Here is a 15,323-nt window from a genome sequence, read left to right as displayed (position 1 = left end):
CCCTCTTTCAAAACTATTTATAGCATATTTATTAATATTTCTGGTCTTCCCCAATTCATTTCTTCACAAACGAATCTAAGTTTTTCTTCATCCATTGTGTGTAAGCCTTCTTCTAATGAACATGAAATTGGAACTTCACAATGAATTTGTGCCAATTGTAATGAAATATTTAAGTTCTCTAAATCACTTTCAATCTTTGTACGCTGCGCTTTCGTTAATGTTGCTACATTTTCTAGTACAGTTGCTACTGTTCCGTGCTCTTGAATCAATTTATAAGCTGTTTTTTCCCCGATACCTTTTACACCTGGGTAATTATCACTCGTATCTCCCATGAATGCTTTCGCATGCACGATTTGCCACGGCTCTACGCCTTTTTCTTCCATGATTTTCTCTGGTGTGTAATATTCGTAATTTCCAATTCCTTTGCGCAAGAGCATTACTGTAACGTTCTTATCAACAAGCTGAAGTAAATCCGTATCACCTGTTAAAATATACACTTCCGCTTCATTACAGTATTGTTTTGCAAGCGTGCCGATACAATCATCCGCTTCATACCCTTTCATACCGATAACTGGAATAGACAATTTCGCAGTCATTTCTTGAACTAAATCAAATTGCGGAATTAATTCTTCAGGCGGCGCTACACGATTCGCTTTATAATTCGAGAACGATTCTGTTCTAAATGTCGTACTACCCATATCCCAGCATGTTACGATATGTGTCGGTTCAATTGCTTGCATAGCTGTTAATAAATGTTTCATATAACCATGAATCCCGTTTGTAGGGGTACCATCTTGTCGTTTCATAAATTGTCCGTAGACACTTGTTGCGTAAAAAGCACGAAATAATAGTGCCATACCATCAACTAATAATACTTTTTTCATAATCCCTCTCCTACCAAAAAAAATAATAACCCCACGTCATCACGTAAGGTTATATAAATAGATTACCATTCTACGTTTTTTCAACTTTGTCTATTATACATTGTTTTTGTATATTTAGCATCATTTACACATTAAGACGTTCTACTACAACAAGTATGAAGAATTCCTGTATACGTATTTTTTCCAGTCGAAACAACTACAGCCTTTGCATTTCCGCCAACAATATGAGTCCCTTTGAAACATACGTTTTCAAGTTCAAGTGGATTATAGTCTTTCATTCGTTTTAATGGAATAAATCGTTTACGCTCAAGGTGATAGCAACTTTCAAATTTCTCAATACTTGCATCTTTTCCTGTTAGCACGGATTCATTTACTAATAAATCATTCGCGTAAATGATACGTACATCTGCTGGTACTGTATCACCTTCTGAAAGAAAAATCATATCGCCAGGAACAAGTTCTTGTACTGGCACATTCATCATTTTTAATTCACCGTTTAAACCTGTTACACTAGAACATTCTACTCGAGACACAGTAATTTTCTCACATTGTAACCCATCACGCACATGTTGTTTTGAAAAACCTGGAATCATTCCACTTAGCTTCATCATTACTTCCGCAATACGCGCTCTTTTTGAAATTAATTCGTTACGGCCGTATACTTGAATGCGTTTTTGTGCCTCTTTCATAGATAATCCGTCTCTTGTTGTTTTAAAATACGCAAATACAGATTTTACATCTCTCGTTGCGATTTCAATTAATAAATCTTTATTTTTTTGAAGCATTGTTTGTTCTTTCATTGATTTTTTACTTAATTTATATGACGTGTTACCCACAGTTTTGTTTGCATATAACATATTATCGTCTCCTCCTGTACAACATAGGAAGAAACGCTTTGTTTCTCAATTTATCCACTTTACCGTAACAGTGTCTAGCGCTTAAACATGCATATAAACGCTACATTATGATAAATATAGAGGGAGGAACAAGTCGTTTCCTGCCTACATCATATATTTTTGATTTGAAGTATATGGGTAACGGAACCGAGTCAGAATTTGACATGCTCCTCACCTCCTCGTTTAATTTTATAGTTTATACTATGAAGTTACTCATAGCTTTGTAACAAAAAGACCCTTACTCCGAAAAGAGTAAAGGTCATGACATACACAAATAAACGATTCCTAAACAATTAGAAATCTACGGACCTCTCCCTCGCCGAGTTTTAGCACTGTATAGCATAGGTACATTACCAGCTACGTTAAGAAAAACCTTAATTCGATCATTCCTGTTGACCCATTGGCGTCTCTCGACATTTTTGGGCAGTAGCATTTCTCTATACAGGAGCCTCACCTAACAGAGACTTATTTTTATTACATAGAAAATGTTACTCTTATTTAAAATAGATGTCAACAGTAGCCTACAATTTTTTCGAAAGGTATGGCGAACTAACGTATATAAAATAAAAACCTTTACGTCTAAACGTAAAGGTTTTAATAAGTTATACAACCAGCAATTACAATCCCAATGGAAAGCGATAAAAACATAAGAAAAAGACCGACTGCTTGATTATCTTCTTCAAGACTTTTGTTTATATTAAAGCGTGGTGTAAGCCACTCAGCTAAATAAAAGACGATAATTTGAGCCAAAATCCCAACGGCTCCCCACGAAACCATATCAAGAAGTGAAATGGAATTAGCTGCTGTCGAATATAAAACAATAGCTAACCCAAGTAATCGTCCTCCAAGTACATAGCTTACCGCCTTATTTCCTTGGGCCATTAACTTAAATTCTTTTACTTTCGTTGTCACTTCCATGAGGATCAGACCAATACATAAAAGGCCCAGTGTTACTGCTAAATATAATAAAAAATTCATCATATACTTTCCTCCTTTTTTATACCTACCGGTAAATAGTACGATTCATTCCCCGTAATTTTTTCCCCAGCGCGAATACCGATACTACTCGCTTTTCCGGCAATTAAAAACGAACCAAACACATACGACAGTTTCTCCATCCCTTTCTCTGTTTCCAAAGATACGACTGGAAGTTCTGTATACTTTTGAAATATCGGCAGTGACGCTTTATACGTTTGGTGTACATTTTGAATCATAATATTTTCGTCCTTATCGCGAACGGTAATTGTGTCTCCTTCTCTACCAAATGAAGGTTTTTGAACGAAAGAGCCTTTTCCTAAAAATAAATCTGGTTCTAAATATGTAGGTAACATATATTCTTTAATCCACTGTTGTTCCTCATTTGTATAAAAGGCCTTTTCTTCTGCTAACCCCCAAATAAGACACTGAATTGATTTTGGCTGAAGCAAAAATGCTGACAAAGGATTTATTATAAAAAGCTTTCCGGCTTTTACAAGTTGCAACAGTTCCACACCTACGAAGTCTCCTGTTTCAGGATCTTGATCCTCAATTAAATCTTCTATCGGATATGTTTGGCGATATAAAATATCAATCTGTACTCCATCCCTATCCACTAAAGCATCTTTTGTAATTCTAAGTTCTGACATTGGCACTACTTTATTTTCAACATGGCATAACTGACTCAAATACATAGTCGTATTCCAATCCTCAATATGTTCATGATGTGCTGTAAAAACAACATTTGGGTTATCTATTCCCTTTGTCGCTTCCATTACAGCCTTTGTAACACCAGAAGATAGTAATCGTTCTTGCCCCAAGTTTGGATCATCATAGCCTAGTTTTCCACAAACTTTTCCATTCATTTGAAAGCATTCCATAATAAAAGTTGGTGTATCACTATTAAACTCAAGCATTTTAATTTGGTTATCATTTGTTAAAACGAAATCAAATCGTGAAATAACAGATTCAGGATATAATCCTTTCATTCTAATAAACGATAAGCTTGCAGGAGGATACCCAAGTTCAAGAAGCTGTTCGTCACTTAAATTCCGCAAAAGTTTAGCAGTCTTAAAAAATATCTTCCCCATTCGTTCAGTTGCTAATTGCAATTGTTTCATAGTCTGATTTGTTATAAAAAAAACATGAAACAAACTATACTCACATTCATATAAATCCGACCAAAAATTCGGATATTTCGAGTAAAATTCTTTTCGATCCCTTATGTATTGCGACATATGTTAGCCCCCAAATCCTCCCTTTGAACCGCTTCCAATTCCACCTTTAAATTCCGCAGACGATTGATAAGATTTAAACGCCGATGAATATTTAAAAGTGGATTTATTTTGATAGTAACTCCCACCATAAAAATAATGCCCACGATAACCTGACCTACTATCATCACACTGCCATACCCCAAGTTCATCATCCCAATCCCAATCTGAACAACTATTATCATTCGGTTTTGGGGGAAGATCTTGCTCGCAGCCAAATAAGGTGCCAGTCATTAAAGACGTTACGACACCACCTACTAGCCATTTCGTTTTCGTCACCTTCGCACTCCCCTTTTTAAATTCTATTCCTATTATATAAGATAGCATGATAAAGTAGAAGAAAAAGGAAGAAGAGGGATAAAATGCGCTTAGAATATCGACTTAATGATGAAACGAAAAGGTATCCTGCTTTATGGAACTACGCAAATATTTCTAATTCTGAAATCATCGCACGCATGACGTGTGAATATTTTATAAAAGATAACAAGACATATGTTGTTACTGCAACTTCAGTAGATCCAGACGGAACAGCAGTTATATATATTCAAAAAGAAGAGTTTGCAAATGACCCTTCAGATCCTACATACTCTCACATCGGTTTTGAGGTTAGAGAACTAAGTGAAACGAGTTCTAGCATAATAGATCGGAAAGATGTATGGAACTATGAAGAAATTTTGCCATCTCTTCATTCAGACCTTATATATATTCAGCGCGACGGCATGCATATGGAGTTCGCTTTAGATTCAAGAGAGATTGATGAAGATAGAAAGTGCTATATTTATTATGGAAACTTCACAGGTGAATCCAGATAAAACAAATATATTTATGCAACAAAAAAACCTTACGTATAAAACGTAAGGTTTTTATATAGCCCCACATATGCCGTTCTCTCTAGATGTCCATAAACCTGCTCTCACAGGTGGATGCTCTCACAAATGTTTGTAACTTCCTTCTTAAAAAGACGGCTTGTTAGCTACATTTAAATATTGAACTTCCATATTAAACTTATTGGTTTAAGACATGCATAAGCTACGTACACCGTAGGAATTTTATATAATGTTAGTTGAAATAAGACCCCCGCACGTGCCGCTCCTCGTAAATGTCCAAAAACCCGCTACTCGCAGGTGGATGCCCTCACAGTTACCGTACATCTTCCTCCACAAGGAAGGCTTGATGATGGTCGCTAAATATTGAGCTTCCGTATAACTAACATCGGTTTTAGACATAAATAAGTTACGTACACCGCAGGATGTATTATTTACTTGTCGTTATATTATCACATTGTTTCCAATGTGTAAAATACAAAGTTTTTCGAGCAATTTCTTGCTTGTGACCTTATTTTAATACAAATTATTTTTGCATGCAAGTGATTAATCTTCTTCTTTTGCAATTTGATTTTCTGGATAAGAAATCCAATCACTCCAGCTACCTGCATACAATTTAACATTTTGGAATCCAGCTAATTTCAATGCAAGGATATTTGGACATGCTGTAACACCAGAACCACAATATACAATTGTTTCCTTATCTTTCAAAAGATTTCGGAATCGTTCTTGTTGCCCAGCTTCATTCTTAAATTGTCCTGATTGTACAATTCCATCCTTCCAAAAATAGTTTACTGCTGTCGGAATATGTCCTGCTTTTGGATCAACTAGTTCCTCTACACCAGCATAACGTTTTGGCTCTCTAGAATCAATTAACGTAACATCTGCACCTGCATGAATATTCTCTCTCACCGTTTCCATCGTTACAAGCATATGATCTTGTACATTTGCTTTGAATGTTTTTCGTATAGCAACAGGAATTTCCTTTGTTATCGGTAGTCCATTCTCTTTCCAAGCTGGAAATCCACCATCTAATATATATACTTTCTCATGTCCTACATAGTTTAATAACCACCAGAGACGAGAAGCATTTGCACCCGCTTGACTGTCATATGCAATTACTGTCGTATGTTCACCAATACCAGCTTGTGAAAGCTTGTCTGCAAACTCCTCAATATTCGGCAATGGATGGCGACCACCATGTTCTGTTACAGGACTTGATAAATCTAAATTTAAATCAAAATATAACGCATGAAGAATATGTTCTTCCTCATACTTTTCTCTACCCCAATTAGGATTCGCTAAATCAAAACGACAATCGATTATACGGACATTCTCATCCTCTATATGCTCACGTAACCATTCGACTGTAACTATCATCTTTAACGACCTTCTTTCTCTTGCAAACGACTTACATACTCCATAACCATTTCTTCCGTAACAAATTTACGTTGCAGTGTAACACCATTTTTTGCAAGATCATTAATTTGCTTTGTTACAACATTAATGATATCAACCGAAAATTCTTTCCCCTTTGACGCAAGAGATACGGCTGCTTCAATAGCTGCTTCACGCTGCGCATCTAATTGTAAACATGCTTTTACACTTTCATTTTGTTTACGAGAATGTGCTGTAATTGCTTTATGTACTTCCATCTTCTCTTCCCCCTAAATAAGTTATACGTTCTTATTCAATTCCATTGCAAGCCGAATCATATCACGACATACAATCCCATTTTCAATAATCTCTTCTTCATAATGCTTTGAAAAGTAATCAAAATCAATAGAAAAAATACGAAATCCACATTTTTGATATAAAGCAAGTTGTGAAACACTAGAATTGCCTGTACCAACTTCAAGTTTTGACATACCATATCCTTTAGCAGTTTCTACGGCATGACTTAATAGCTGCTTTCCAATCCCTTTTCCTTGCAAATGCTCTACAACTGCAATATTCATAATTTCCATCGTCTTCGGCCTTGTTTCCAAAAGAACATATACACCGACAACTCTCTCCTCTTGCTTAGCTACATATGTTAACCCTCTTTGTACATATGCATCAATTTGCTGCTCACTTGGATCAGCAAGCAATAGTAAAGGTTTCGGTATAGCTTCTTTCGAAATATACTCTATTACTACACACATAAAAAACTCCCCTTTCTCTATTGTTCTAAACCCTCCTTGTCTACCATAAATAATAGAAAGGAGGGATTCACCATGGACAACAATGAGAAAAAATGCAACGTCATCTCTATTGATGGAAAGAAGAAGAAAAGCGACACGTATTCCTACCCAAAATTAGTAGTAGAAAACAAAACATATGAATTTTCTTCATTCGTCTTATGCGGTGAAACACCAGACGGCCGACGCCTCGTTCTTACTCATATGATTTCTACAGATGAATTTGCTGGGTTTGTCAAATCTTTAGATACAGTATTGCAAAAGAAAATCGAACGAATCTTTTTCTCATAACGACTATATCACATAAATTTCTTTTTCAATCTCTACTAACTGCTTTTGCAACTGTTCTTTACTTTGTTCATATAGTGATACATCAATTGTTTCAGCCAATGCAAATAATACACTTTCATAATAATTCATCACATCTTGCTGCATCACTTTTTGGAATAAGTTCCATTTCAAATCCCACTCTTGCTTATAATGATGAACAAATAAATCTTTTTCATCAGCTACATAGTTTGATACGAAGGGCTCTAATACAACTTTAGCCTCTTCTTGCATGAAAGCTTTATCATTCTTTTCAAAAAAGCTTTTTTCATTTTTAAAATGCGCTAGTGCTTTTTTGAAATCTTTTATTTCAACTGAAGGGAAAGGTTCTTTATGTGCAATATCTTTATATTTATAATCCACTGTTCCACTCATAGAAATTGATTCATTTTCTACTTTACAGTTCACCACAATTTCATTCTTTGCACGCTTCATCGCTTCATCTATCCATTTTTCAAGGCGTAATGATGTCGCACGCATTTCTTGTAATAAATCATGCTGAATAAATGCTACTAATTCCATAACGCACTGTTGCAACTGCACTTTCACATTCCCATCCGTTCGCAGCGATGCTGGATTAATAAATTCAGTAAACACATCGTTATAGCGTAGGAATAGACGCTGTTGCACGTAATAAAGCAATTCTTTCACTTCATTTTGCATCGCCTGCTCTTCAGCGAGCACACTATATGATGAAATAATATGAAGTAGCTGATCACGCTCTGCTTCATATTTTTTCGTTTGCTTCTCTTTCTCTTCATTCCCCTGCTTTGCACCGTTTATCATATTTACTAAAAGCTGATCTGCTCCTTGCAATGTACCATATAAAGCATGAACAGATACGAGCATTAAATCTCTCATCATAAAGGATGTAAATGATTCCTCGAACTTAACAATCCCAGAGTTTTGTAAAATACCGTACTTCTCTTTTTCAATATTCTTTCCTTGCTTCTCTTCAAGTGCACATAAACTTGAAATTGCAAATAAACGCGGACTTCTAATACCGTATTGCAGTAGCTGGTCTGCGATATAACCTTTTACCATTTCAAGTTCTTCTTCAGACTCTGCTAAATCGGCCGCATTTATTAAAAAGAACATTTTATCAAGTGCAAAAGTATCCTTTACACGACCAAGCTGGATTAAGAATTCACGGTCAGCACGAGAGAACACATGATTATAATACGTTACAAATAAAATAGCATCTGCGTTTTTAATATACTGGAACGCAACGTCCGTATGGCGGGCGTTAATAGAATCCGCTCCAGGTGTGTCTACAAGCGCTACTCCTTGCCTTGTTAAAGCACAATCATAATAAAGCTCCATGTACTCAACAAAACATGATTTTTCTTCATTCGCTACATAATCAGAAAACTCTTCTAATGTAACTTGTACCTGCTCGCCTAAATGAGCAGAAACCGTATCATACCCTTTTTGTACCGCTCGTAAAAAGCTAAATGTTGTTTTTTGCTTCCCAGTTGGTGAAGGATATTTCATAACTTTATCAATTTGTGCTAACGCTTCATCTAACGTAGTAATCTCATAATGAAACAACTTATAAACAGCTTTCATATCTTCTAATAGAGCTTGCTTTGATTTGAATTGAACCATTACTGTTCCGTGTGGTTTTTCCTCTGTAACCGGCAAAATTTGATTAATCGTTGCCGTCGTCGGATTTGGTGATACAGGAAGTACATTCCCACCAAGCAGTGCATTAGCAAATGATGATTTCCCAGCACTAAAAGCTCCGAATAACGCTACTGTAAATTGTTTCGTTTCCACACGACGCCTTTTTTCTATTACCTCTTGCTGTACATGTTTCAGCGCTGGCAATGGCTCTAATATCGTTTCAGCTTTCTTCACTTTCTCTAATATACGCTGAATATTTAAAGCTGCCGTTCCTTTTATCTCTTCCTCACGAGCCATTACGTGATCGTTTACGCTTTCCTGCTCTTGTAGTGTGAATTTCTCACTAACAATTTGTGTTTTACTTTGCAATATCTCCTCTATTTGCAAGCCTTCTGGTGTAGCAACACGCTCGTGCCAAACATTTTGCAAATAACTTTCATATGTCTCTAAATTGTTACTGTATTGCAATTGCGTTTCTTTTGCCGTTTGCAACATCGTATATTTTTCAATCTCTTCTTCAATGCGTGCAACTGCTTCCTTCACCTTTTGCTTTAAAACGACTGCACTTTTATCAAAAATTTGCTGCGCTTTTGTAAAATAACGTTTCTTCAGTTCATTCGCTACATCCGCTGTATAAAGAAGTAAGTAATCCCCTGTGAAACCTGCACCTTGTTTAATGACTTCAGCTAACATTTCTGGTCCAAAAGCAATTTCTAAAGCATATATGTCTTTCCCAATTTCCTCTGTGAACAATCCTTCTTCTTTTAAGAAGGCAACAATAAATTCTTTCACATGAAAATCAAGTTGCGTTTCAACAGTCTTTTGCAAAGCAGAATAAAAAGCATCTAAACGTCTCTGTTTTTCTTGCTCCGTCTTTCCTTTCGCAAACAGCAAACCGACCTTAAATTTTGTTAATTTCGTTTCTAAATACACATTTGCCAATTCTCTCATTTCAAATGGCATTAAATACGCGTTATCTAATATAGCTTGTAAGCCTTTTATAAATTCGTTTCTCACATGAGATTCTTTACTAGCCTCGCATTGTTTATTTTCCGTTAGCTCTTCTTTCTTTTCAACTATCTCTGAAATAGAAAGCGGCGATGCTAGCTCTTCCTCATATTTCAAAAGAGCTTTTTCATTTTCTGAAAGAATAAACGAGAAATGTTCCCCCATTAAATATTCTGTTTCTCGCTCCATTCCATCTCTTACATACTGCACTTTTTCTTTCATAATAGAAGTAATTAATGTTTCTAAGCTCCCAATTTCATTATGTGTATGGTTCATCATTCGCAATGAAGTATAATACACTCCATCTACTTCAATATCCCAGTTAGAGAACGATTGTTTTACACTATCTTTATAATCCTCAAACGATAATTCATTTTCTTTATGTTTATCTATTTGATTTACAACTAGATAAACCGTTTTATTACGTTGTTTCAATTCTTTAACAAATTGCAAATTCACTTCCGATTGGACGTGATTATAATCCATCATATAAAAAATTACGTCTGCTAGATGCAGCGTTGATTCTGTCGCTAATTGATGGGCATCATCTGTTGAATCAATCCCTGGTGTATCAACTAACATAACACCCTCAGGAATTGGCGCATCATTCCGATAAATATGAACACCAATTACCTCATCACCGTCTTTACAAATTTGTTTTAATTCTTCCGCTGAATATGCACCATCATATTCGTACTGTTCTCCAGATTTAACTGTTACAACAACACGATCCATTCCTTTTTCAATTTTGACAACGTTAGCGCTTGTCGGAATTGGACTTGTTGGTAACAACTGCGCTTTATATAGATGATTCATCATCGTTGATTTCCCTGCAGAGAAGTGACCGCAGAACGCTATCATAAGCTGTTCTTGTTTATATTTTTGAATCACCTCAAACAACTTTACACTATTCTCTGCATCGCCGTGTTTTTGCCACTCTTCATAAAAACAAACAAGTTTTTTCATACCGTTTGTCTGTACTATGTTTGTCATCCCCTTGTTCCCCTTTATCCAAGATGTATATACTTTTTCCCGCTATTTGCGAGCTCATAATCATCAGGAGATACATCCCCTCATCGATTACAGTTTCACTTTACTATCATACTAAATTTTCAGCATATTCTCATTAAAAATAAAAAATCCCTTTCATTCTTTTTACAGATGAAAGGGATTTTATGTCATATCACTCATTTTGCTGTTCCTACTCCATTTAAAACATACTTTGCAATAACTGCATATACAGCGACTGTACCTGCTACTAATGCGTATACCATACTCATGCACCAACCTTTTTGATAATGATTATCACTTTTGAATACATTTTATCATTAAAGAGAATCATTATCAACACTTTTCATAAAGAAAGCCCCTTATAAGAAGGAGCTTTACTGCCTGTTTTGAAGAAGGTTAAAACTTGTTGTGCACTCTTATTATATCTCATAATACACATCTTAACAGTTTTAAAAATTGGAAATTACCTATATACCCTCCTCTTTACATTTTGTATAATAAAAGGGAATTACTTAACAAGGAGGAAAATAATGACACAAAATATTTCACAAAGCGAGAGGATACACTCCATCGATATTATTAGAGGAATAGCTGTACTAGGTATTTTTCTTGTTAACTGGCCTGTTATCGCTGGAATTGACTCACGTGATCTTTCAGGAATTTATGAGGGGCTAGATAGCTATATCCGTCTGTTTTACGATATGTTTATTCAAACAAAGTTTTATACCATCTTTTCGTTTTTATTCGGCCTAGGCTTTTACATTTTTATGACTCGTGCTGAAGCGAAAACAGATCGACCAAAAACTTTATTTGTTCGTCGCTTACTTATTTTATTATTATTTGGTTTCTTACACTACGTTCTTTTATGGGACGGAGACATTTTACATACTTATGCAATCGCTGGATTTTTCTTATTTTTATTTTATAAGAGAGAACCTCGTACCATTTTAATATGGGCAATCGCTTTATTAAGTATTTTTCAATTTCTTATGCTAATTGCTAGTATTGGTATTGCCTTCATGCCAAAAGATGAACTTGGGTTATCCTTACCAATCATGCCACTTGAAGACTGGGTGTCACAAATACAAAATCGTTTCCATGCATTTTATGCTGATGGAATTGGACTAAACGCATTCATGCTCCCAGAAACAGTTGGGCTATTTTTACTTGGTTTATATGCCGGTAAAAAGGATATTTTCCGCCGTACGAAAGAGTTAGATCCAAAGCTTAAAAAATGGCAAATTATTATGTTCATTTTAACGTTGCCAATGTGGTTCCTCATGGTCCGCTATTTCTTATCAAAACCATCTTATGAACCAATTTATATGCAAGGCTTTACAATGTTTAGCGGAAAAACATTATTCATCTTCTACATTTTCACGCTTATGCGTTTATTACAGAAAGAAAAATGGCAAACATTATTACGACCATTCCAATATGTTGGTCGAATGGCGTTAACAAATTACATCTCGCATACAATTGTTACGTTACTTGTATTCGGACTATTGTTCAAAAATGATTATCTTGCTCCATTATGGGTAGGTCCTCTATTTTGCATTAGTTTCTATACGTTACAAATCTTTATTAGCCGCTGGTGGCTATCACGTTATCAATACGGGCCACTTGAGTACATTTGGCGTCTTGGTACGTACGGGAAAATGATGCCACTTAAAAAGAAAAGAAAGGTCTCATAACGAGACCTTTCTTTTTTTATGCTTCTCTTACTGCACTTTGCATCGGTTGTTCTAGTTGCAACATTTGAAGTAGCACTAAATAAACCATTTTAATTGATGTAAGGGGGCACAATGTAACTGGAGAAATATTAAAAGGGACTAGAGAAAAAATAACATGAGAGAACGTCACTTTATATTCCTATAAGAAATCACAATGTGCGATCCAATCATTTGTTTTACTATTTTTAGCAAAATAAATTCCACCGCCATGAATAATCTTTAAATGGGCTTTGGGATCGTCTGTTATTTGAAAAATAAATTCATAATCCGCAGGCCATTGGATACCTGATTGTGCAAAGCAAGCATAGCCTCCTAATTTGTGTATGTAATGATTTTCTTCAAAAATGTCCTCGTAGTAGTCAATCTCAATTGTGTTTTCAAGTTCAATAATTCTATCTTGCACGTTGTTAGGGAAATCTTCCGTATCCCATTGTGGAAACTCATCAGCTACTAATCTTGGTATTAAGGGAAAAGGTTTTAGATTTGGAAACGTAAGTGACATTTCATTCGGTACTAGTTCCTCTAAAGAATCATATTCTCTAACACAAAAATTTCCTGATAAATTGGACAAATCTTTAGCAAAGTTTGGAGAAAGAAATACTGCAATGACTTTCATATCTTTTACTGCTTCTGGAACAAAAGGTATTTGTGTTAAATTAAGCATCATAATCGCATACATTTTGTCTTGATAACGGTCGATTGGGCAAGTTTCATTTGGGAATGAATAGGGAATCTTTCCAATCCAACTTTCATTTATAGATGAATCAGGTCTTTTTCCGCCTGTTTGAAAGATAGTTGCTCTTTTTCTTAAGATATTCTTTATTTGATCTATTTCCAAAATATTTCTCCTCCTAAATATATATTTTGGTTTCTCCTTATTTTAACGGATAATTATATTCTAACAATAATGTACATTTTTTGTTATAACGTCCCTTTTGAAAGCTGTTGTTAAGCAGCAATTTCAAGGGTCTTTTTCTAGTTTTACTGTCGATTTAAAACAAATTTGTACTGTTTATAAAAAACATACCTTTTTGAATAAAGTTGCACCGTTTTGCATCATCAGGTAAAACTCCTGTAGTAATGAAGCTTTAGAATTAAAAGTAGATCTGGAAATTGAGACATTATAAACTTATTAAACTAGCTCAGTAATAAAAACGATGGGTTCAATTTGATTGGTATTTTAAACATCACTACAAATTAAAAACCTATCTCAAATGAGATAGGCTTAATTACATACAATTCGTATTGTGTCTACTTACTTTTTACGCTTCCCTTACTGCACTTTGCATAGACACTGCCTCTTCTTTTACTTTCACTTTACGCTGCGGCACCATATTAAATACGATATTTAAAAGTACTGCTGACGCACTTCCAAGTACAATTCCGTTATCTGTTAAAATACGAATGTTTTCAGGAAGTTGTGAGAATAATGTAGGAACAACTGTAACCCCAAGCCCAATTCCTACAGAACATGCAACGATTAATAAGTTTTCTTGTTTACCAAAATCAACGCTACTTAACATTTTAATACCATATGCCATTACCATACCGAACATCGCTAACATTGCACCGCCAAGTACTGATTTCGGGATAATAGTTGTAATAGCTGCGATTTTAGGAATGAATCCAAGAACAATTAACATACCACCACAAGTATAAATAATAACGCGATTTCTTACTCCAGTTAATTGAACAAGTCCTACGTTTTGAGAGTATGTTGTATATGGGAACGCGTTGAAAATACCGCCTAACACCATCGCTAATCCTTCTGCACGATACCCTTTTGTTAATTCTTTTTCACCGATCTTTTTATTGCAAATATCAGATAATGCAAAGTAAACACCTGTTGCTTCTACAATTCCTACGCAAGCAACTAAGATCATCGTAATGATTGGCGTCAATTCAAACGTTGGTGTACCGAAGTAAAACGGCTGAATACCATGGAACCAATCCGCTTCTCCAACCGCTTGCAAACTTACTTTCCCCATAAATGCTGCAACAATTGTACCGAACAATAGACCAAGTAAAATAGAGATTGAACGAATAAATCCGTCAAAGAAACGATACATAATGATGATAAATAGTAATACACCAAATGCTAACGCTAAATTTTCAAGACTACCAAAATCCTTACTTCCTACTCCTCCAGCCATATCATTAATTGCTGCTGGAACAAGTGTAACTCCAATTATAGTAACGACAGATCCTGTTACGACAGGTGGAAACAGTTTTACAAGCTTTCCAAATAATTTCGCAAAAATAACAACGAATAACCCGGCAGCAATAATTGCTCCATAAATAGAAGACACGCCGTATTGTTTCCCGATTGCAATCATTGGCCCAACCGCTGTAAATGTACAACCAAGTACAACTGGAAGTCCAATACCGAAAAAGCGATTTGATAATGCTTGTAAAATTGTCGCAACGCCACACATTAATAAATCAATTGAGACTAAGTATGTTAACTCTTTTTGATTTAAACCAAGTCCGCCGCCCACAATAAGCGGAACAATAATTGCTCCAGCATACATAGCAAGCATATGCTGCATACCAAGCGATGCGATTTTAAATGGATGTTGCTTCAT

Annotated in this window: 14 protein-coding genes, 2 other RNA genes and 1 riboswitch; of the genes, 3 read left to right on the top strand and 13 right to left on the bottom strand. The window is 35.4% G+C overall.

The features are described 5' to 3' along the window. Window positions 1–17: 17 nt before the first annotated feature. From NHG49_RS08065 to NHG49_RS08045, 5 genes are all read right to left on the bottom strand, one after another. Window positions 18–884 carry a 5'-3' exonuclease gene (locus NHG49_RS08065; RefSeq protein WP_064476586.1) on the bottom strand — a complete coding sequence of 289 codons (867 nt, stop codon included), beginning with the start codon at window positions 882–884 and terminating at the stop codon, window positions 18–20. A gap of 131 nt (window positions 885–1,015) precedes the next feature. After that, a complete protein-coding gene (locus tag NHG49_RS08060) occupies window positions 1,016–1,741 on the bottom strand; it encodes a P-type ATPase actuator domain-containing protein (RefSeq protein ID WP_000964966.1) in 726 nt (241 codons plus the stop codon). Window positions 1,742–2,083: 342 nt separating this feature from the next. Then, window positions 2,084–2,249: riboswitch (M-box (ykoK) riboswitch) on the bottom strand. A 125-nt stretch (window positions 2,250–2,374) separates the two neighbouring features. Continuing rightward, the gene (locus NHG49_RS08055) at window positions 2,375–2,761 is read right to left on the bottom strand and encodes a DUF350 domain-containing protein (RefSeq protein ID WP_048561313.1); all 387 of its coding nucleotides are present in this window, start codon (window positions 2,759–2,761) and stop codon (window positions 2,375–2,377) included. Beyond that, window positions 2,758–3,993 carry a glutathionylspermidine synthase family protein gene (locus NHG49_RS08050; RefSeq protein ID WP_258125687.1) on the bottom strand — a complete coding sequence of 412 codons (1,236 nt, stop codon included), beginning with the start codon at window positions 3,991–3,993 and terminating at the stop codon, window positions 2,758–2,760. Before NHG49_RS08050 ends, NHG49_RS08055 begins: the two co-directional genes overlap by 4 nt. 3 nt (window positions 3,994–3,996) lie before the next feature. Then, a complete protein-coding gene (locus NHG49_RS08045) occupies window positions 3,997–4,308 on the bottom strand; it encodes a hypothetical protein (RefSeq protein WP_258125684.1) in 312 nt (103 codons plus the stop codon). 83 nt (window positions 4,309–4,391) lie between these two features. Between NHG49_RS08045 and NHG49_RS08040 the strand changes: the two genes are divergently transcribed. Beyond that, window positions 4,392–4,841: a hypothetical protein gene (locus NHG49_RS08040; RefSeq protein ID WP_001235541.1), complete on the top strand. Its 450-nt coding sequence runs from the start codon at window positions 4,392–4,394 to the stop codon at window positions 4,839–4,841. A 54-nt stretch (window positions 4,842–4,895) separates the two neighbouring features. Here NHG49_RS08040 and ssrS (NHG49_RS08035) read toward each other — a convergent pair. The 5 genes from ssrS (NHG49_RS08035) to NHG49_RS08015 form a co-directional block, all read right to left on the bottom strand. Next, window positions 4,896–5,079, bottom strand: a non-coding RNA gene (ssrS, locus tag NHG49_RS08035) — 6S RNA. A gap of 21 nt (window positions 5,080–5,100) precedes the next feature. Next, window positions 5,101–5,283: non-coding RNA, 6S RNA (gene ssrS / locus NHG49_RS08030), on the bottom strand. 116 nt (window positions 5,284–5,399) lie between these two features. Continuing rightward, window positions 5,400–6,233 carry a sulfurtransferase gene (locus NHG49_RS08025; RefSeq protein WP_064476590.1) on the bottom strand — a complete coding sequence of 278 codons (834 nt, stop codon included), beginning with the start codon at window positions 6,231–6,233 and terminating at the stop codon, window positions 5,400–5,402. 2 nt (window positions 6,234–6,235) lie between these two features. Then, window positions 6,236–6,508, bottom strand: coding sequence for a YpbS family protein (locus NHG49_RS08020; RefSeq protein ID WP_000451806.1), 273 nt, complete (start codon window positions 6,506–6,508; stop codon window positions 6,236–6,238). Between the two features lie 21 nt (window positions 6,509–6,529). Next, window positions 6,530–6,997, bottom strand: coding sequence for a GNAT family N-acetyltransferase (locus tag NHG49_RS08015; protein WP_048561317.1), 468 nt, complete (start codon window positions 6,995–6,997; stop codon window positions 6,530–6,532). Window positions 6,998–7,069: 72 nt separating this feature from the next. Between NHG49_RS08015 and NHG49_RS08010 the strand changes: the two genes are divergently transcribed. Continuing rightward, the gene (locus tag NHG49_RS08010; RefSeq protein ID WP_000369740.1) at window positions 7,070–7,324 is read left to right on the top strand and encodes a DUF3931 domain-containing protein; all 255 of its coding nucleotides are present in this window, start codon (window positions 7,070–7,072) and stop codon (window positions 7,322–7,324) included. Window positions 7,325–7,327: 3 nt separating this feature from the next. Here the strand turns inward: NHG49_RS08010 and NHG49_RS08005 are convergent, their stop codons facing one another. Further along, window positions 7,328–10,987: a dynamin family protein gene (locus NHG49_RS08005; protein ID WP_258125681.1), complete on the bottom strand. Its 3,660-nt coding sequence runs from the start codon at window positions 10,985–10,987 to the stop codon at window positions 7,328–7,330. A 548-nt stretch (window positions 10,988–11,535) separates the two neighbouring features. Here NHG49_RS08005 and NHG49_RS08000 point away from each other — a divergent pair. Further along, window positions 11,536–12,699: a DUF418 domain-containing protein gene (locus NHG49_RS08000; RefSeq protein ID WP_064476592.1), complete on the top strand. Its 1,164-nt coding sequence runs from the start codon at window positions 11,536–11,538 to the stop codon at window positions 12,697–12,699. 178 nt (window positions 12,700–12,877) lie between these two features. Here the strand turns inward: NHG49_RS08000 and NHG49_RS07995 are convergent, their stop codons facing one another. Further along, on the bottom strand, window positions 12,878–13,576 hold the full coding sequence (locus NHG49_RS07995; RefSeq protein WP_064476593.1) for a YwqG family protein: 699 nt from the start codon (window positions 13,574–13,576) through the stop codon (window positions 12,878–12,880). A gap of 424 nt (window positions 13,577–14,000) precedes the next feature. Then, window positions 14,001–15,323 (bottom strand): xanthine permease PbuX, encoded by a 1,323-nt coding sequence (gene pbuX, locus NHG49_RS07990; protein ID WP_222660650.1) that lies wholly within the window; start codon window positions 15,321–15,323, stop codon window positions 14,001–14,003.

This window comes from Bacillus sp. IBL03825 (assembly GCF_024712505.1).
GTDB lineage: Bacteria > Bacillota > Bacilli > Bacillales > Bacillaceae_G > Bacillus_A > Bacillus_A wiedmannii.
The sequence above is the reverse complement of the archived record's forward strand: the minus strand, read 5'-3'. Positions and strand labels throughout refer to the sequence as shown.

Bases quoted from the DNA above. Each gene is read 5' to 3' on its own strand.
- NHG49_RS08065 (WP_064476586.1), bottom strand. From the start codon at position 884: ATGAAAAAAGTATTATTAGTTGATGGTATGGCACTATTATTTCGTGCT.
- NHG49_RS08060 (WP_000964966.1), bottom strand. From the start codon at position 1,741: ATGTTATATGCAAACAAAACTGTGGGTAACACGTCATATAAATTAAGT.
- NHG49_RS08055 (WP_048561313.1), bottom strand. From the start codon at position 2,761: ATGATGAATTTTTTATTATATTTAGCAGTAACACTGGGCCTTTTATGT.
- NHG49_RS08050 (WP_258125687.1), bottom strand. From the start codon at position 3,993: ATGTCGCAATACATAAGGGATCGAAAAGAATTTTACTCGAAATATCCG.
- NHG49_RS08040 (WP_001235541.1), top strand. From the start codon at position 4,392: ATGCGCTTAGAATATCGACTTAATGATGAAACGAAAAGGTATCCTGCT.
- NHG49_RS08025 (WP_064476590.1), bottom strand. From the start codon at position 6,233: ATGATAGTTACAGTCGAATGGTTACGTGAGCATATAGAGGATGAGAAT.
- NHG49_RS08020 (WP_000451806.1), bottom strand. From the start codon at position 6,508: ATGGAAGTACATAAAGCAATTACAGCACATTCTCGTAAACAAAATGAA.
- NHG49_RS08015 (WP_048561317.1), bottom strand. From the start codon at position 6,997: ATGTGTGTAGTAATAGAGTATATTTCGAAAGAAGCTATACCGAAACCT.
- NHG49_RS08010 (WP_000369740.1), top strand. From the start codon at position 7,070: ATGGACAACAATGAGAAAAAATGCAACGTCATCTCTATTGATGGAAAG.
- NHG49_RS08005 (WP_258125681.1), bottom strand. From the start codon at position 10,987: ATGACAAACATAGTACAGACAAACGGTATGAAAAAACTTGTTTGTTTT.
- NHG49_RS08000 (WP_064476592.1), top strand. From the start codon at position 11,536: ATGACACAAAATATTTCACAAAGCGAGAGGATACACTCCATCGATATT.
- pbuX (WP_222660650.1), bottom strand. From the start codon at position 15,323: ATGAAGCAACATCCATTTAAAATCGCATCGCTTGGTATGCAGCATATG.